Below are 19,538 nucleotides of genomic sequence, written 5' to 3' on the forward strand. Positions count from 1 at the left end.
TGTCCTGTTCAAATTAACTTTGGGAATATAACAAATCTTGATGTAAAAATTACCAACCATTTTTTGCCACATTACCCAGTTTGACATAATTAATTACTTTTCAGACAGCCTCTTGTATTTATATTAGAAAAGAAAACAATTATTTTGTTTCCTTTTTTGGTGTTGCTTTATCAGCAACAATTCTTGTTTCTTTGTTAGCAACTTCCCAAGCTGTATGAAATACCAAACGTGTTCTGTTTTCTAATAACTCATAATTAATTTTGTCTGGTGTATCTGTTGGTCTATGATAATCTGCATGAGTTCCGTTAAAATAAAAAATAATTGGAACATTGTTTTTTGCAAAATTATAATGGTCAGATCTGTAGTAAAAACGATTTGGATCGTTTTCATCATTATACTTATAGTCTAGATTAATATTTGTATATTTTTTATTAATCATTTCAGATAAATTGTGTAATTCAGTACTTAATTTATCAGAACCAATTAAGTATACATAGTTAGGGTCTTCTTTATGTCTTGCATCAATTCTACCAATCATGTCAATATTTAAATCGCAAACTGTATTTGCTAAAGGAAAAATTGGGTCTACATCTGTGTAGTATTTAGAACCTAATAATCCTTTTTCTTCACCAGTTACATGTAAAAACAAGATAGATCTTTTTGGACCTTTCCCGTTTTTGACAGCCATTTGAAAAGCTTCTGCAATTTCTAACATAGCTACAGTTCCAGAACCATCATCATCTGCACCATTGTATATTTCTCCATTTTTTATTCCTTCATGATCTAAATGTGCAGAAATAACTAAAATTTCATCAGGTTTTTCACTTCCTTTTATAAAAGCAACTACGTTTTCAGAATCTTTAAATTTTCCTCTTCTTGTGTTTTTGTTAATCCACTCTGCAGGAACTTCTTGAAAATAATCATCACCACCTAAAGGAGAAACAATATTTTGAGAAATATAGAAGTTTTTTAAATAATCAACTGCTTTTTTCTGTCCAGGCTCTCCAGTTTCTCTTCCTTCAAATTCATCTGAAGCATAAGTAAACAAATGTGTACCTAAGTCTTTAGCAGTAATTGTAGCAGCATACTTTGCAGCTTGGTCTACGTTTGCATCATCATTTGATGCATTTTTACTAGAACCACAAGCCATAAAAGCTAATGCACTAGCAACATATAGTATTTTTTTCATCGATTAAAAAAGTGTTTTATTTTATTGATTTGTATTCAAAAGTAACAAAAAGTTACAGTTGCATCAAATTTAATTTTTGTTAATGACAAACTGTTGCAATGTTTTGTTAAATTTGATGAGTTCTGTTGGGAATAAATCATCAAAAGCATTTTTAAAAATCAATTCTTTAGGACTCCCAGATTGAAGCATATTTTCTGATAAGAGAATAATTTCATCTGCTAATTGTATGGCTAAATTTATTTCGTGAGAAGAAATAATAATTGTTTTTTGGGTTTTAGCCACCAACCTTTTTAGCAAAGAAAATATTTTAATGGTGTGATGCATGTCTAAATGAGCAGTTGGCTCATCTAAAATAATAATTTGAGTGTCTTGAGCTAATGCTCTAGCAATTAAAACACGTTGTAATTGTCCATCACTTAATTCGTAAAAACGATTGTTTTTTAAATGCTCTATTTCTGTTTGCTGGATTGCAGTATTTATCTTTTCGATGTCATTTTCAGAAAGTTTATCAATCCAATTAGTATAGGGTTGTCTGCCAAGTGCAATTAGTTCAAAAACAGTTAATTGGCTTTCTGGTAAACGTTCTGTTAACACCAAACTCAATTTTTTTGAAAGCTCTTTTTCAGTGTAATTATTTAAGTTGATATCCTCTAAAATAATATTTCCAGAAATTGGTTTTTGAACTTTAGAAAGGGTTCTTAATAAAGTTGATTTTCCAATTCCGTTTTTACCTAAAACTGTTACTAATTTCCCTTTTTCAATTTCTAAATTGATATCTAAAACTACAATTTTATCTTGTTTTTTCTGCTGATAACCTATAGAAAGATTCTCAGTTTTTAAAATGATATTTTTATTATTTGGTTTCAAATTTTCAAATTATTTAACAGCTTTCAGACCGAGTTTGTCGAAGTTTATACAAATATTTTCTTTTTTCTAATTAACAACCAAATAACAACTGGCGCACCAAAAAGTGATGTAATTGCATTAATTGGTAGTGTAAATTCGCTAGTTGGTAATTGCGCAATTCCATCACAAATTAATAATACAATTGCTCCAGTTATAGCAACAGCTGGTAATAATATTTTATGGTTAGAAGTAGAAAACAGCATCCTTGCTATATGAGGAACAGCCAAACCAACAAAAGCAATAGGTCCAGAAAAAGCAGTAATTACACCAGTTAAAATACTGGTAACTAGTAAAATAATGTTTCTGCTTTTTTTTACATTTATGCCTAAACTCTTAGCATAGTTTTCTCCCAATAAAAAACTGTTTAAAGGTTTTATAATTGATATGGTTCCTAGAATTCCGATGATATAAATAATTGTAAAAACTGTAATTTCATTCCAAGACAGGTTTCCTAAACTTCCAAAGCTCCAAAATAAATATTGCTGAATTTGATTTGCCTCACTAAAATAAGCCAAAACACTTATAATTGCTGATGTTAAACTACCAAACATTAACCCAATAATTAAAATAGACATGGTATTTCTTACTTTGTTTGCAGCAATAATAACAGCAGATAAAACTAAAAAAGCTCCTAAACTAGCTGCAATTGGTAAAGACCAATTAGAAATTGAATTGGTTAAGAAAAAACCACCAAAAACAGAAGAACCTAAAATTAAAATAGCAACCCCTAAACTTGCACCAGAAGAAATTCCTAAAACAAAAGGCCCAGCTAAAGGGTTTCTAAATAAGGTTTGCATTAACAAACCACAAATAGATAAGCCAGAACCCACCAAAACTGCAGTAATTGCCTTTGGTAATCGAAAGTTTAAAATAATGGTTTGCCAACTTTCTTTGGCAATAAAATTGCCTGTTATAGTATTAAAAATATCTTTAAAAGGAATAGAAACAGAACCCAAACTAATATTCACAAAAAATAAAACCACCAATAAAATAGATAGTAGAATAAAATGTTTTTTAAATGATTTTTGTTCCATTTACAAACGACTGTCTTTGTCTGGTCGAGCGCAGTCGAGACCTAATTTTAACTTCTCGACTGCGCTCGAAGAGACACTATTTATAATTACTTAAAAAATTAACCAACTTGTTTATTGCAATTCCTCTATGAGAAATCTTGTTTTTTTCTTCGAGATTCATAGTGGCAAAAGATTCATTAAAACCTTCAGGTTTAAAAATAGGATCGTAACCAAAACCTTTTTCGCCTTGTTTTTTTGTTAGAATTTCACCTTTACAAATTCCTTCAAATAGAAATTGTTTTTTATTTAAATTTAAACAAACTGCAGTTCTAAATTGTGCTTTTCTATTTTCTTTATTTTTTAATTCCGATAATAATTTTTGCATATTATTTTCAGAATTTGTTGGCTCTCCAGCAAAACGTGCAGAATATACACCAGGTTTTCCACCCAAACTATCAACTTCTAAACCAGTATCATCAGCAAAACAATGGTAACCAAATTTGTTGGTAATATAATCTGCTTTTAATTTTGCATTTCCTTCTAAAGTGGTTTCAGTTTCTTCAATTTCGTCAAAACAGTCAATGTCTTTTAAACTCAATAATTCTACTGATTTTGGTAACATTTCTTGTACTTCTTTTAGTTTATTTAAGTTGTTTGTAGCAAAAACAAGTTTCATACTCTATAATTCAAAGTTTAAAATTTAAGATTCAAAGTTACAAAAGTTAAGACACGAATTTCACAAATTCCACAAATCATAATTAATTTTTAAGGGAGATTGGAGTTCCTTCCCTTGGTGAAGGTTAGGATGGGATATTACTCATGGTGATAAGGTTCATTTTTTAAAATGGTAAAACCTCTGTAGAGTTGCTCAGCAATAAAAAGGCGAATCATTTGATGGGAAAATGTCATTTTAGATAAGGATATTTTTCCTGTTGATTTCTTGTAAACAGCATCAGAAAATCCATAGGGACCACCAATTGCTAACACCAATTGTTTAATGCCTGCATTCATTTTTTTTTGAAGATATTTCGAAAATTCTATAGAAGTATAATGTTTTCCTTTATCATCTAACAACACCAAAACATCTGTATTTTGTAATTTGGATAGCATTAAATCTCCTTCCTTTTCTTTTTGCTGAATTTCACTCAAATTCTTCACATTTTTAATATCTGGAATGATTTCTATTTCAAATTTTATATAATGTTTGAGCCTTTTTTGATATTCATCAATTAACTGAATTAAATTTTTATTATCAGTTTTACCAATGGCGAGTAATTTAATTTTCATTGTTACTGTCTTGTTTAGCATTGCTTGAAATCAAAAAATATTTTGATTTTAGGTAGCGAACGAAGTTTACGAGACCTCGTTAAAACCTCTCGACTGTGCTCGAGGAGACAAATATTGTCGCTACAAATTTATCAGTTTTAAAACATAAAATCATTAGAACTTCTTAAAAGTTGAAAATCATTGTTATTTTTACATCAGAATTAAACCGTATTTATGATATCAGAAGCACAATTTCAAAAAGAATTAGACCTCATTATAAAAAATGCGATTAGAGAAGATATTGGAGATGGAGATCATACATCACTTTCTTGTATTCCTGCAGATGCAACAGGAAAAGCAAAACTACTAGTAAAAGACGAAGGAATAATTGCTGGAGTTGAGTTCGCAAAACAAGTTTTTTCTTACGTTGATGCAGCTTTAAAAGTAGAAACTTTTATAAATGATGGAGAAAAAGTAAAATATGGAGATGTTGTATTTCACGTTTCTGGAAAATCGCAATCTATTTTAATGGCAGAACGTTTGGTACTAAATGCGATGCAAAGAATGTCTGCAATTGCTACAAAAACCGCTTTTTTTGCAGGTTTGTTAAAAGGAACAAAAGCCAAAGTTTTAGATACCAGAAAAACCACACCAGGTATTAGAGCTCTAGAAAAATGGGCAGTTAAAATTGGAGGAGGAGAAAACCATAGATTTGCCTTATATGATATGGTAATGATTAAAGATAATCATATAGATTTTGCTGGCGGAATTACTGCAGCAATTACAAAAACCAAAAAATATTTAGAAGATAAAGGATTGGATATTAAAATAATTGTAGAAGCAAGAAGTTTAGATGAAATTAAAGAAATCTTATCTAATAAAGGGGTTTACAGAATTTTAATTGATAATTTTAACTACGAAGACACTAAAAAAGCAGTAGATTTAATTGGCAGCCAATGTTTAACAGAATCTTCTGGAGGCATCAATGAAAAAACCATTAGAAAGTATGCAGAATGTGGTGTAGATTTTATTTCATCTGGAGCTTTAACACACTCTGTTTATAATATGGATTTAAGTTTAAAAGCGATTGATTAAATGCTAGATGTAATTTTTTTATATGCTAATATAGATTTATTAAAAGATTATGAGGATGCTTATCAATTTATCATTGATAATAAAATTGATGATGAAGTTATGGCTGATCATTGGGTGATTGAAATTTCTAATATTTATGATTTATATAGTCTTTTAGATATTGAAAATGATGATATAAAAATTTTAATAAAGAAAGAAAAGTATTTAGTTTATGGTTTCTTTCACAAATTGAGAGAGAAATTTATTAATATAAATGATGATGAAATAGAAAAATTATCTCAAGATTGGAAAAATCTTTCGTATTCAAATTTTGATAATGTTTATGGTTTTGATATTTGTGGCTCACTTTATGGTATAAGAAATTACATTACAAATTCTAAAGATAAAGAACTTAATTTGGTTTTATTTGTTGATACAGAAAATGAATATTAGAAATGGATAATTATTTTGATAATGAAAGGTATTCTAAAATAGATTTTACGACAACCAAAATCACAAAAGGAGAATATGATAATTGTACTTTTAAAAATTGTAACTTCGAGAGTATTCACGCGTCAAACATTCAGTTTGTAGACTGTGAGTTTATCAATTGTAATTTTAGCAACACAATTGTAAAAGATACTGCTTTTAAAGATGTAAATTTTATCGATTGTAAAATGATAGGAGTAAAGTTTAATGAAGTTGATCCTTTTTTATTACAGTTTTCATTTAAAGATTGTCAGTTAAATTTTTCTTCATTTTATCGATTAAAAATTTCAAATACAACTTTTAACAATTGTAATTTAGAAGAAGTAGATTTTACAGAAACAATTTTAACGAATTCAGTTTTTGATAACTGCGATTTAAAAAACGCTATTTTTGATAATACAAATCTTGAAAAAGTAGATTTTAAAACTGCTTTTAATTTTAGAATGCATCCAGAAAAAAATGGGTTAAAAGGAGCAAAGTTTAGTAAAGAAAATGTTGTAGGCCTTTTATCTGAATATAAAATTGTAGTAGAATAATTACATGACCAAAGAAGTCGAAGACAAACTTGAAAAAATCCCTATAGTTGGAATTCTTGTAAAACTAGGAAAAAAAATAAAAGTTCCTGGTTTAGAAGGAATGTCTTTATATGACCTTTTAGAAATGTATTTTATAGGTATTGTAGAAGGAGCTTTAACCACTAGAGCAGGAGGTATTGCCTACAGTTTTTTTATGGCAATTTTTCCTTTTTTGTTATTTGTACTTACCTTAATTCCTTTTGTTCCTATAGATGGTGCACAAGAAGGTTTGTTATCTATAATTTCAGATGTATTGCCTCCTAAAACCTTTGATGCTGTAGATTCTGTAATTATAGACATTATAAAAAACCAATATGGAGGTTTGCTTTCTTTTGGTTTCTTAGCATCTATTTTTTTAATGACAAATGGTGTAAATGCTATTTTTGGTGGTTTTGAATATTCCTATCATGTAAAAGAAATAAGAAATATTTTTAGATCTTATTTTATAGCAATGCTTATTACATTGGTCATTGTTTTTTTTCTTTTAGTAACTGTAGTTTTAATTATCTTTTTTGAGCTTATTTTAAAAGATATGGTTAGTTTAAGTTGGCTGCAAGACAATTTATTTTGGATTCAACTCTGTAGAGGATTTATCTTTGTAAGTATGATATTTATTACAGTTTCTATGTTATATCATTATGGAGTAAAAGAAGCGAAACATTCTCGATTCTTTTCTCCAGGAGCAGTTTTTACCACTATTTTATCAATTCTCACATTTTATTTGTTTAGTTATTATGTTACCGAATTTGCAAAATACAATGAGCTGTATGGCTCAATAGGTACACTTTTAATTTTAATGTTGTTTATTTGGTTAAATGCAATAATTCTCTTGTTAGGGTTCGAGTTAAATGCTACAATTTATTCTTTAAGAAGACGAAATAAAACCTTTGTTACTCCTAAAAAATTATAACTTTTTCACGATATTTGCGCTTTGAAATATTGATGTCAGGTTGAGCGCAGTCGAAACCTATTAAAACCTTTCGACTGCGCTCAAGATGACAGATGAATCAATAATCTCTAAAGACAAGAAACTAAAGACTAAATTCAATGAAACCCAGCATTCCAAAAGGAACCAGAGATTTTTCACCAACAGAAGTTGCCAATCGTACCTATATTATGAATACGATAAAAACTGCTTTTGAAACTTTCGGATTTCAACCTATAGAAACTCCGAGTTTTGAAAACTCATCCACTTTAATGGGAAAATATGGTGATGAAGGAGATAGACTTATTTTTAAGATTTTGAATTCTGGGGATTTTTTGAAAGATTTAGAATTAAGTTCAAAATATTTAAAAGAAATATTTAAAAAATGTTTAGATCATGCATTTTTGGTTCTTTATAAAAATGAATTTGAAAAAATATCTAATGAAGATGATTTAAATTTTAAAGATTCTGTTGATTTTTTCTCTGAAATATTATTTTCGAATGAACTCTTTTTAAACACTTTTGATAAGGATATTTTAAAAAAAATTAGTATTGAGTTTGCTAGAATGAACCCATATATTAGGTTTGCAATATCTAAGTATGTTACAAAATGTTTTAACAATAGTGATAAATTATTTGAATATTCTAATATTTTTTCAAAAGCAACAGAGAGAACTATTTTTAAGGATATTTTTACAAAAAATAATGTTAAAAATGTAGTTCGTAAAATATCCGAAAAAGCATTAAGATACGATTTAACAGTCCCTTTTGCAAGATATGTAGTACAACATCAAAATGAAATTACATTTCCTTTCAAACGTTACCAAATACAACCAGTTTGGAGAGCAGACAGACCACAAAAAGGACGCTTTAGAGAGTTTTTTCAATGTGATGCAGATGTTGTTGGGAGCAAATCTCTTTGGCAAGAAGTAGAGTTTGTACAATTGTATGATACTGTTTTTACCAAACTGGGTTTGACAGGAACAACCATCAAAATAAACAATAGAAAAATCTTATCTGGAATTGCAGAAGTAATTGGAGCAAAAGACAAACTTATCGATTTTACAGTCGCTTTAGATAAGTTAGACAAAATTGGTCAAGAAAAAGTGGAAGCAGAAATGTTGTCTAAAGGTATTACAGAAGAAGCTATCCAAAAAGTACAACCATTATTCAATTTTAAAGGTTCTAACTTAGAAAATTTAGATGCTTTAGAAAAAATGCTAGCCACATCAGAAGAAGGTAAAAATGGTGTAGAAGATTTGCGTTTTGTAATCAATGCTATACAAGAATTAGGTTTGGCAACTGCAACTTTAGAAGTAGATGTAACTTTGGCAAGAGGTTTAAACTATTATACAGGAGCCATTTACGAAGTTGCTGCTCCAAAAGGTGTAAAAATGGGTTCTATTGGTGGTGGAGGAAGGTATGATGATTTAACAGGAATCTTTGGTTTAAAAGATGTTTCTGGAGTTGGAATTTCATTCGGTTTAGACAGAATTTATCTGGTTTTAGAAGAATTAGGTTTGTTTAAAACCGTAGATCTGCCAAAACCAAAAGTAATTTTCTTAAATTTTGATACAGCTACAGATCTTGTTAAAATGAAAGCAATTAAGGTTTTAAGAGAAAATAACATTAAATCGGAATTTTATCCAGATTTAGGCGAAAGTAATAAAGCACAAAAAAGACAATGGAAATACGTTACCAATAGAGAAATTGAATTTGTAGTTTCTAAAGTAGAAAATGATGTTTTTACATTAAAAAACATGAATTCTAGTAAACAACAGGAATGTTCATTAGTTGAATTGGTAAATCATTTAAAAGATAAATAACTATTGTTTAATAGTTATAATTGATACAAAAAGTAAAATAATACGTTGCAAACACGTAAATTTGCACCCAAATTAAGATTGAAATGTTTGAATTGAACAGCAAAATGAATGACGAAAGAATTGAAGAAATAGGAGAGAATCACGTTGGTACATCAGCCAAAACTCCATTAAGAGCAGATGCTTTTGCTATTTCTGACCAAGAAAAAATAGAAAGAATCCAAGAAAGTGTAAAAGATATTTTGGAAACTTTAGGAATGGATTTAACAGACGATAGTTTGCAAGGAACTCCAAAAAGAGTTGCCAAAGCTTTTGTAAATGAGATATTTATGGGGTTAAACCCTAAAAATATGCCAAAAGCATCAACTTTTGATAATAACTACAATTATGGAGAAATGTTGGTAGAGAAGAATATTGTGGTATATTCTACTTGCGAACATCATTTATTGCCAATTATTGGTCGCGCACATGTGGCTTATATTTCTGACGGAAAAGTAATTGGATTGTCTAAAATGAATAGAATTGTAGAGTATTTTGCAAAAAGACCACAAGTACAAGAGCGTTTAACCATGCAAGTTGTACAAGCAATGCAAGAAGCTTTAGGCACACAAGATGTTGCTTGTGTGATTGATGCAAAACATTTATGTGTAAACTCTAGAGGAATTAAAGACATAGAAAGTTCTACTGTAACTGCTGAATTTGGTGGTAAATTCAAAGAAAAAGACACAAAAAGAGAGTTTTTAGATTACTTAAAAATGGAAACCGATTTCGACTAGAACTGAACTTGTTTCAGAACTCTTTTTATATAAAACTTAAACCGTTTAGAAATTTCTAAACGGTTTTTCTTTGGTCTGAATTTATTTCAGACTCATAGCTTTTACATAATTTTTATAAAAAAATGCGACACAATTAAAATTTTTCCGTTCTTAGAGTGTAAACTAAATCAACCAACCCATTTTTTTGAATACGAAAAGCATCATACAAAAATGTAAAGCCAATAATTATTTAGCTCAATTAGAAGTGTATCATTCTTATAAAAATATGATGTTTGGTGCAGCTATTAGAATTTTAAAAAATAGGGAAGAAGCAGAGGATATTGTACAAGATGCTTTTATTAAAGGTTTTGAAAAAATTCATCAATTGCAAGATGAAGCCAACTTAGGAGCTTGGTTAAAAAGAATTGTGGTAAACAAATCTTTAGATGCAGTTAGAAATAAAACCAAAGTAATTTTTACTGATAACAATGTCATCTTAGAAAACAACATAAAAGAAACAGAAGATGATATAGAACCGAGTATTTCAGTAAATTTTATCAAAGAATGTATTAATAAACTTAAAGAAAAATATAGAATTATTTTAATACTATATATGATAGAAGATTACAATCATAGAGAAATAGGCGAGTTGCTAAATATAAATGAAAGTACTGTGAGAAATCAATACAAAAGGGGTAAAGAGCAACTATTACAAATGCTTAATATTAAACAAACAGGATGAAATTAAAAGATTACATACAACAAAATAAAGCTGATTTTTCTGAAGAAAAAATGTCATCTACCTCAGATGTTGTGTTTCAAAAATTATTAAAAGAAAAATTACATCAACCTAAAAAACAGAAAGTTACGTATTTAAAATACATTGCTGTGGCTGCAAGTATAGCTTTACTTATTTCTACTTTTTTAGTAGTAAATGGTAAAAGAGAGTTTAGTCAAGAAAAACAAGTTTTATTGGCAAATTTAGAGGCTGATTCAGCAGGAAAACGCTTAGAAGGTGTGTATACTTTTAATGACGAATACAAGAAAGAAGACCAAAAAATTATACAAACTTTAATTGGGATTTTGCATAAAGATGAAAATGCAAATGTAAAAATTGCTACGATTGATGCTTTGCTTAAATTTCCAAAAAACGAAAAAATTAGAACCAATTTAATAAAGGCTTTGGCAAATGAAACCAAGCCTTTAGTACAAATAAAATTAATAAAAGCATTAAGTTTTTTAAGAGAAAATCGCGCGCAAAAACCTCTTGAAAAAATTATAAACAATGAAGAAACCTACCCAATTGTAAAGAACAATGCAACTTTAGCAATGGTAGAAATTAAAAAATAAACACCATGAGAAATATAAAAATAGTATTTGTTTTAGCACTTTCAGTATCTTTTTTTACACTGAACGCACAAGAAAAGAAAATAAAATTTAACAAAGGGACTTTAAAAATTTGTTCTACTAAAAACTTTACCATAGAAGGTTATGATGGCAATGAAGTAATTATTAAAAGTTTGCATGATAAAAGAAATTCTAGTTTTTCTACAATACGATTAAATGGAAACTCTCAAAGTGCATATTCCTATAGCACAAGTAGAAGAGGTAATTTAGCTAGAGTTTCTGGCACAAGATCTTTTCCAAGAGCTAAATCTGATTCTACTAAACTTGGGAGAGTTGTATTTTATAACAACGATATAAACAGAAAAAAAGGGCTAAAAAAATTAGGTAAAAAAAATGAAAATACTGATTTGGGAATTTATTTTACTATTGAACAAATAGGTAATGAATTAATTTTTAAAGACAATACAGAAGGGCAATTAATAATGCAAAGTAATGAAAAATATGAAATAAAAATTCCAAATTCTATCAAACTAAATTGGCAAACCAATGGATGTAAAGAAAATAAAGAAAAGAATAGACAATATGTATTTTTTAACTCTAAAGCCTCTAGCTTATCAAATTTTGAAGGAGAAGTAGAAATATCAACTTCATTAAATAATATGAAACTGTTAGATGTTACAGGGCCAGTATCTATCAATTCAATTGGAGGCAATGTTACTATAGAGTTTGATAAAATGATTCCTAAAAAACTCTATTCAATTTACTCTAATAATGGTTTTATAGATGTTACACTACCTAATAATTCTGATGTTATTGTAGATGCAAATTCGTCTTCTATCTTTTCTGATATCGATTTTAACGTTTTAGAAGACAAAGAAGTAGAAGGTTTACAAAAGATGAAACTAAAATTAAAAAGAGGCAATGTAAAAATGAAACTGAATGCTGGTTTGGGAAATATTTATTTGAGAAAAAAATCTTAAAACAAGAATCAACCTAGATTTTAAAAATCCGTTTAGAAGTACTTCTAAACGGATTTTTTTTTGAAATTTAAATTTTTAGTACAATTGTACACCTTCTTTCGTATTTCTATTATTTGTATTTTTTTGATATTGCAAAAATCAATAAATATAGTTTTTTACTTTTCGATTGTGTTTAAGTTAATGATTCACTATTAATTAATAAAAAATTTATATATTGGTCAACCAAACTGGTAAACCAGTAATCTAACAATAATTAAATTTTAAAAAAATGAATAAATTTTTACTTTTGCTTACACTGTTTCTTACATGTGTAGGTTTCTCACAGAAACAACCTACAGTTCATAATGGTACATTTGATGACATACCCAAATCATCAGGTTCAGACTGTTCATGTGCAGGTTGGATTAATAAAGATATTGCAGATGCAGGAGAGGATTCAACTATAGGAGGTAGTTTTGTTGTAAAATTTGACAATGTAGAATCTGATGGTATTTACCAAGAAATCGCTGTAGAAGCAAACAGTAATTATACACTAAATTTTAGTTATATCAATTCTATTGTTTCACCAACTACCACAACAACCAACATAGAAGTATATATATTAAAAGGTAGTAATTATGAATCTGGCTATACACCACTTTATGCTCCACCAGCAACAGCAGCTCAAAGTAATTTAGGTTATAGAACAATTGCAGCAGTAGAAAGCGCTGGGAATCAAATTAAAAAAACATTATTTACTCCAGCAGTTCATACAAGTGCAAGTGTGGCTAATGTATCTTTCAACACTGGTTTAGAAACAAGTATTGCAATATTTGTAAGAGCTGTTGGGCCATACAATGCAGCTGCCCATGGAGATATGCCAGATGATAAAGGTTGGATGAATGGAGATGCAGAGGTGAGAGTAGATAATTTAACTTTGGTAAACAATGGCTTAACTGTTTCAAACACACCAACCCAACCTACAGTTCATAATGGTACATTTGATGACATACCCAAATCATCAGGTTCAGACTGTTCATGTGCAGGTTGGATTAATAAAGATATTGCAGATGCAGGAGAGGATTCAACTATAGGAGGTAGTTTTGTTGTAAAATTTGACAATGTAGAATCTGATGGTATTTACCAAGAAATCGCTGTAGAAGCAAACAGTAATTATACACTAAATTTTAGTTATATCAATTCTATTGTTTCACCAACTACCACAACAACCAACATAGAAGTATATATATTAAAAGGTAGTAATTATGAATCTGGCTATACACCACTTTATGCTCCACCAGCAACAGCAGCTCAAAGTAATTTAGGTTATAGAACAATTGCAGCAGTAGAAAGCGCTGGGAATCAAATTAAAAAAACATTATTTACTCCAGCAGTTCATACAAGTGCAAGTGTGGCTAATGTATCTTTCGACACTGGTTTAGAAACAAGTATTGCAATATTTGTAAGAGCTGTTGGGCCATACAATGCAGCTGCCCATGGAGATATGCCAGATGATAAAGGTTGGATGAATGGAGATGCAGAGGTAAGAGTAGATAATCTTTCACTTGTTAATAACGGATATTCTAATAATGTATGGCAAGGAGGTTCTGCAGCTTGGAATACAACAGGAAATTGGAGTTTAACTACTTTACCTACGGAATTCAACAGAATTGTAATTGGAAATACAGGAACAAGTCCAATTATTGGAGATTCTACAGGTGCAAAAGCATATAATTTAAATGTAGATGCAGCTGCAACTTTAACCATAAATTCTGGTGGATCATTAATAGTTAGTGACTTGGTTTTTGGCAATGTTACTTATCAAGTTGCTGCCAATGATACAAATTGGCATTTGCTTTCTAGCCCAGTAATAGGTGCAACTTATGATGGAACTTGGGTAGATGCTAACGATATAGATAATACTACAAGAACTGTAGGAACAAATATTGGTATTGCAACTTATACTAATACATCAGATGCAGATGGAGATTGGATTTATGCTACAGATGCTGCAAATTCAGGTACTTTTGGCACAGCTCAAGGGTATTCTATAAAAAGAGATGCTACTACAAATACGTATGTTAGTTTTAATGGAACTCTAAAAACAGATAATTTAGTTAGCAATATAACTCAAAATTCTGGTGTAAATAATTGGAATTTAAAAGGAAACCCATACACTTCATATATTTTAGTCAGTGATCTGATTACTAGTAACTCTACAAATTTAACAGGAACTCATCAAACTGTATATGTTTTTGATAATAATAAATCTGGTGGAGCTGGTTATGTTGCTTTAACAGGAACTGATTATGTACATCCTGGTCAAGGCTTCTTTGTTAATGCAGCAAATTCTTCTGCAAATAATTTTAATATAGATGCTACCAAGTTATCACATCAAACAGGAAAAACTTTATATAAAAATAAGGATTCAAATAATTTTTCTATAAAATTAATGATATCAGATGGAGTTCGTAATGATTATACAAGTATTAATTATTTAGAAGACAAAACGCAAGGTTTAGACCCAAGTTTTGATGTGGGAACTTTTACAGGTCAAGCAAATAATTTTAGTGTATATTCTCATTTAGTAAGTAATAGTAAAGGAGTTAATTTTATGCGCCAATCTTTACCAAATTCTGATTATGAGAATATGATTATTCCTATTGGAATTAAAGCTGCAGCTGGAAAAGAAATTACATTTTCTGCAGAAGCTTTAAACTTACCAAAAGACATAAAAGTATTTTTAGAAGACAGATTAGAGAATACTTTTACAAGATTAGATGAAGATAATTCAAACTATAAAGTTAATTTAGATAAAACTTTTGATGGAATTGGAAGATTTTATCTACATACTTCTACAAAATCAGTTTTAAGTACAGATACTAATATTTTAAATTCTGTAACTATTTTTAAAACAGCTACTAATAATTTAAGAATTGCTGGATTATCTCAAGGAGAATCAACTTTAACTATGTATAATATTCTTGGTAAGCAAGTGTTAAATACTTCTTTTAAAGCGACTGGTGTAAAAGATATTTCTTTACCAAAATTAGCATCAGGAGTTTATATGATTCAGTTACATACAGAAGCAGGTAAATTAAACAAGAAAATAATTTTAGAATAATTAACGAGAATTTAAACAGATATATCATGAAAAAACAAACAGAAAACACTCAAGATAAAGTTCAAGAAATTTCTCGTAAAGATGCTCTAAAAAAAATAGGCAATTATGGTAAATATGCAGCTTTAACTGCTTTAGGAACTTATATGATATTAAACCCACAAAAAGCACAAGCACAAAGCCCAGAAGCTCCAGGTACAGGCTTTTAATAACTAAATTTAATATAATTTTAAAAATCCGTTTAGATATTTTCTAAACGGATTTTTTTATCTTAAAATTTAAAAGTATTCTCAGTTCGAGTGATTTTTCTTTTTTGAAAAATTGTATCGAGAACTTTTAATTTATTTATTCACTAAAACAAATTCTCCTTTTTCAATTAATGGGATAGCTTGTTTGTATTTTACCTCTTTTTCTTCACCACTCATCACATTTTTAATAGTAACTCTTTCGTTTCTACCAATTTTTGGTTGTTCTCTTACAATGGTTTCAACAGGTTCTGCAGATTGCTGGCGCGAATTTTGAATCGCTTGTTCAGTTGTATTCTGCACATCTGCTTTACTTGTATTTAAACGCTCTCTTTTTTGTTGTCGTGCTTCAGAAATTTGATTTCTATCTTGTGTTGGCAATTCACCCTTAAACAAGAAAGAAAGAACTTCTTTATTTATTTGATCTACAGTAACTTTAAATAATTCAAAAGCCTCAAACTTATAAATTAATAAAGGATCTTTTTGCTCATAAGATGCATTTTGTACAGACTGTTTTAAATCGTCCATTTTACGTAAATGATCTTTCCAATTTTCATCAATAATTGCTAGAGTGATGTTTTTCTCGAAATCTGTAATTAAACTTTTTCCTTCAGATTCATAAGCCTCTTTTAAGTTGGTAACAACTTGTAAAGATTTAATTCCGTCTGTAAAAGGCACTACAATTCGTTCGTATCTATCACCTTCATTTTCGTATACGTCTTTAATAACAGGAAAGGCTAAAACTGCATTTCTTTCAATTTTATTTTTATAATGTTCTGTTACAAAATCATATAATTTATCTGTAATTTCTTTTTCGGATAATTTTTCGAATTCTTCTTTAGAAAATGGAGAAGTCATTGATGAAAAACGAATCAACTCAAACTCAAAATTTTGAAAATCTTTTACAGCTTTATTTGAGTTTACAATAGATTCGCATGTATCATAAATCATATTTGCAATATCTACTTGTAAGCGTTTACCATCTAAAGCATGACGTCTTCTTTTGTAAACAAACTCACGTTGAGCGTTCATTATATCATCATATTCTAATAAACGTTTACGTATACCAAAGTTGTTTTCTTCTACTTTTTTCTGCGCTCTTTCAATAGATTTGGTAATCATAGAATGCTGAATTACTTCGCCTTCTTTTAACCCCATTCTATCCATCATTTTGGCAATCCTATCAGAACCAAACAAACGCATTAAGTTATCATCTAAAGCTACGTAAAACTGAGAAGAACCAACATCTCCTTGTCTTCCTGCACGTCCTCTTAACTGTCTGTCAACTCTTCGAGAATCGTGTCTTTCTGTACCAATAATAGCCAAACCACCAGCTTCTTTTACTTCGTCAGATAATTTAATATCTGTTCCACGACCAGCCATATTGGTTGCAATGGTTACAACACCAGGTTTACCAGCTTCTGCAACTACATCTGCTTCACGTTTGTGTAATTTTGCATTTAATATATTATGCGGAATTTTACGCATTTGTAACATTCTACCCAATAATTCTGATATTTCTACAGAAGTTGTACCTACTAAAACAGGGCGTTTTTGCTCTACTAACTTTACAATATCATCTATAACAGCATTGTATTTTTCTCGAGCAGTTTTATAAATTAAATCTTCTTTATCATCTCTCTGGATAGGTTTGTTGGTAGGAATTTCTACCACATCTAATTTGTAGATTTCCCATAACTCTCCAGCTTCTGTAATCGCAGTTCCTGTCATACCAGACAATTTGCGATACATTCTAAAGTAATTTTGAAGTGTAACTGTAGCAAAAGTTTGTGTTGCATCTTCAATTTTTACATTTTCTTTTGCTTCTATGGCTTGATGTAATCCGTCTGAATAACGACGCCCATCCATAATACGTCCTGTTTGCTCATCAACAATCATTACTTTATTGTCCATAACAACGTATTCTACATCTTTTTCGAAAACTGTATAAGCTTTCAATAATTGATTCATAGTATGAATACGTTCGCTTTTTACATTAAAGTCTTTGTAAAGTTCTTCTTTTTTAGCCGCTTTTTCTTCAGAAGTAAGATCAGAAGTATCAATTTCTCCAATTTTTACACCAATATCTGGTAATACAAAGAAATTATCATTGCTTGTTTTTTCTGATAAATGGGAAATTCCTTTGTCTGTTAAATCTATTTGATTGTTCTTTTCTTCTACAACAAACCATAAGTCTTCATCTACTTCTGGCATTAATTTGTTGTTGTCTTGCATGTAATAGTTTTCTGTTTTCTGCAAGATTTGTTTGATTCCTTCTTGTGATAAAAATTTGATTAAGGCTTTGTTTTTTGGCAAACCTCTATATACTCTTAATAGTAAAAAACCACCTTCTTTATCATTGCCATCTGCAATTAATTTTTTAGCATCTGCCAAAACTTTAACCAAATGTTGTTTTTGTAGTGCAACAATATCAGAAACCAATGGCTTCAATTCATTAAATTCATGTCTATCTCCTTGTGGTATTGGACCAGAAATAATTAATGGCGTTCTTGCATCATCAATTAAAACAGAATCTACTTCATCTATAATTGCATAGTTAGGTGCTCTCTGTACCAAATCATCTTTAGAGCTAGCCATATTATCACGTAAATAATCGAAACCAAATTCGTTATTTGTTCCGTAAGTAATGTCTGCATTGTAGGCTTTTCTTCTAGCATCTGAGTTTGGTTGATGATAATCGATACAATCTGTAGATAAGCCATGAAACTCAAAAATTGGACCCATCCAAGCTTTATCACGTTTTGCTAAATAATCGTTTACAGTTACTAAATGTACTCCATTTCCTGTTAAAGCATTCAAATAAACAGGCAAAGTAGAAACTAATGTTTTTCCTTCACCAGTCATCATTTCTGCTACTTTTCCTTGGTGTAAAACAGAACCACCAATAAGTTGTACATCATAATGAACCATATCCCAAGTAACAGGTTTACCTGCTGCATCCCAAGAATTTGCCCAATAAGCTTTGTCTCCTTCTAAAGTTACATTGTCTCTTTCTGCAGATAATTCTCTATCAAAAGGGGTTGCAGTAACTTCTATTTCTTCATTTTCTACAAAACGTTTTGCAGTTTCTTTTACAACAGCAAAAGCTTCTGGCATAATTTCTAATAAAGTTTCTTCAGAAACTTTATAAGCATCGTCTTTTAATGTGTCTATTTCTGTATAAATATCTTCTTGCCTGTCTATATCTGCAGTTTTGGCTTCTTCTTCTAAAGCTATTATTTTATCATCAAACTGTTTGGTAGCTGCTTTTATTTTATTTTTGAATTCTTGCGTTTTTGCACGCAATTCATCGTGAGAAAGTTTTGCGATTTCTGCTTCGAATTTTCGAACGTTATCAACAACTGGTTGTAATCCTTTTAAATCTTTTTGTTGTTTGTCTCCTACAAAAAGTTTAATTACTGAATCTAAAATACCCATTATATGTATGTTTATTAGTTACTTATGTAACTGTGTTTGTTTAATTGAAAAACTTGTTTTTACAAGCCTAAAAAATGGTTTTCTATTAATTAAAAGAAAAACAAAAAAAAAGCCTCTTTAGAGACTTTTTTATATTTTTACTGAGTTAGTATTCATCTTCGTTCCAAAGATAATCATCTTCGGTTGGATAATCTGGCCAAATCTCAATAATTGAGTCATAAGCATCACCTTCATCTTCTATATCTTGTAGGTTTTCTACAACTTCTAGAGGAGCTCCAGTTCTAATTGCGTAATCTATTAACTCATCTTTGGTTGCTGGCCAAGGTGCATCTGCTAAATAAGATGCTAATTCTAATGTCCAATACATTTCTTATTGTTTAATTTTGTGCAAAAATAATTTTTTTGCTGAATTA

Annotated in this window: 18 protein-coding genes; 11 read left to right on the top strand and 7 right to left on the bottom strand. The window is 29.6% G+C overall.

All coding sequences use genetic code 11. From position 1 onward, the window contains the following. Positions 1-139: 139 nt before the first annotated feature. The 5 genes from ACY2RW_RS15515 to rlmH form a co-directional block, all read right to left on the bottom strand. Positions 140-1,189 carry a M28 family metallopeptidase gene (locus ACY2RW_RS15515; RefSeq protein WP_490123646.1) on the bottom strand — a complete coding sequence of 350 codons (1,050 nt, stop codon included), beginning with the start codon at positions 1,187-1,189 and terminating at the stop codon, positions 140-142. 69 nt (positions 1,190-1,258) lie between these two features. After that, a complete protein-coding gene (locus tag ACY2RW_RS15520; protein ID WP_490123647.1) occupies positions 1,259-2,056 on the bottom strand; it encodes an ABC transporter ATP-binding protein in 798 nt (265 codons plus the stop codon). A 44-nt stretch (positions 2,057-2,100) separates the two neighbouring features. Next, positions 2,101-3,129: a FecCD family ABC transporter permease gene (locus tag ACY2RW_RS15525; protein ID WP_490123648.1), complete on the bottom strand. Its 1,029-nt coding sequence runs from the start codon at positions 3,127-3,129 to the stop codon at positions 2,101-2,103. Positions 3,130-3,205: 76 nt separating this feature from the next. Then, positions 3,206-3,784, bottom strand: coding sequence for a non-canonical purine NTP diphosphatase (locus ACY2RW_RS15530; RefSeq protein WP_490123649.1), 579 nt, complete (start codon positions 3,782-3,784; stop codon positions 3,206-3,208). 137 nt (positions 3,785-3,921) lie between these two features. Further along, positions 3,922-4,395 carry a 23S rRNA (pseudouridine(1915)-N(3))-methyltransferase RlmH gene (gene rlmH, locus ACY2RW_RS15535; RefSeq protein ID WP_490123650.1) on the bottom strand — a complete coding sequence of 158 codons (474 nt, stop codon included), beginning with the start codon at positions 4,393-4,395 and terminating at the stop codon, positions 3,922-3,924. 213 nt (positions 4,396-4,608) lie between these two features. Here rlmH and nadC point away from each other — a divergent pair, with 213 nt between their 5' ends. The 11 genes from nadC (at position 4,609) to ACY2RW_RS15590 (ending at position 15,651) form a co-directional block, all read left to right on the top strand. Next, a complete protein-coding gene (gene nadC / locus ACY2RW_RS15540; protein ID WP_490123651.1) occupies positions 4,609-5,469 on the top strand; it encodes a carboxylating nicotinate-nucleotide diphosphorylase in 861 nt (286 codons plus the stop codon). Beyond that, on the top strand, positions 5,470-5,901 hold the full coding sequence (locus tag ACY2RW_RS15545) for a hypothetical protein (protein WP_490123652.1): 432 nt from the start codon (positions 5,470-5,472) through the stop codon (positions 5,899-5,901). It abuts the gene before it with no gap. A gap of 2 nt (positions 5,902-5,903) precedes the next feature. Next, positions 5,904-6,473 (top strand): pentapeptide repeat-containing protein, encoded by a 570-nt coding sequence (locus ACY2RW_RS15550; RefSeq protein WP_490123653.1) that lies wholly within the window; start codon positions 5,904-5,906, stop codon positions 6,471-6,473. Between the two features lie 4 nt (positions 6,474-6,477). Beyond that, entirely contained in the window at positions 6,478-7,422 is a 945-nt protein-coding gene (locus ACY2RW_RS15555; protein ID WP_490123654.1) for a YihY/virulence factor BrkB family protein, read from the top strand. Between the two features lie 137 nt (positions 7,423-7,559). Continuing rightward, a complete protein-coding gene (hisS, locus tag ACY2RW_RS15560; RefSeq protein ID WP_490123655.1) occupies positions 7,560-9,263 on the top strand; it encodes a histidine--tRNA ligase in 1,704 nt (567 codons plus the stop codon). An 83-nt stretch (positions 9,264-9,346) separates the two neighbouring features. Next, complete coding sequence (gene folE, locus ACY2RW_RS15565) at positions 9,347-10,036, top strand: GTP cyclohydrolase I FolE (protein ID WP_490123656.1); 690 nt, start codon at positions 9,347-9,349, stop codon at positions 10,034-10,036. Positions 10,037-10,220: 184 nt separating this feature from the next. Continuing rightward, entirely contained in the window at positions 10,221-10,757 is a 537-nt protein-coding gene (locus tag ACY2RW_RS15570) for an RNA polymerase sigma factor (protein ID WP_490123657.1), read from the top strand. Further along, a complete protein-coding gene (locus ACY2RW_RS15575) occupies positions 10,754-11,365 on the top strand; it encodes a HEAT repeat domain-containing protein (protein ID WP_490123658.1) in 612 nt (203 codons plus the stop codon). The genes ACY2RW_RS15570 and ACY2RW_RS15575 overlap by 4 nt, the downstream gene beginning before the upstream one ends. Before the next feature lie 5 nt (positions 11,366-11,370). Next, positions 11,371-12,342, top strand: coding sequence for a DUF4097 family beta strand repeat-containing protein (locus tag ACY2RW_RS15580; protein WP_490123659.1), 972 nt, complete (start codon positions 11,371-11,373; stop codon positions 12,340-12,342). A 268-nt stretch (positions 12,343-12,610) separates the two neighbouring features. Continuing rightward, positions 12,611-15,445 (top strand): DUF8693 domain-containing protein, encoded by a 2,835-nt coding sequence (locus tag ACY2RW_RS15585; protein WP_490123660.1) that lies wholly within the window; start codon positions 12,611-12,613, stop codon positions 15,443-15,445. A gap of 26 nt (positions 15,446-15,471) precedes the next feature. Then, positions 15,472-15,651 (top strand): hypothetical protein, encoded by a 180-nt coding sequence (locus ACY2RW_RS15590; protein WP_490123661.1) that lies wholly within the window; start codon positions 15,472-15,474, stop codon positions 15,649-15,651. Between the two features lie 132 nt (positions 15,652-15,783). On the opposite strand, the gene secA is transcribed toward ACY2RW_RS15590, so the two are convergent. Then, the gene (secA, locus tag ACY2RW_RS15595) at positions 15,784-19,125 is read right to left on the bottom strand and encodes a preprotein translocase subunit SecA (RefSeq protein ID WP_490123662.1); all 3,342 of its coding nucleotides are present in this window, start codon (positions 19,123-19,125) and stop codon (positions 15,784-15,786) included. Between the two features lie 145 nt (positions 19,126-19,270). Continuing rightward, positions 19,271-19,492: a DUF2795 domain-containing protein gene (locus ACY2RW_RS15600; protein WP_015479930.1), complete on the bottom strand. Its 222-nt coding sequence runs from the start codon at positions 19,490-19,492 to the stop codon at positions 19,271-19,273. Positions 19,493-19,538 lie beyond the last annotated feature (46 nt).

Source organism: Polaribacter sp. 2305UL8-11 (assembly GCF_058147165.1).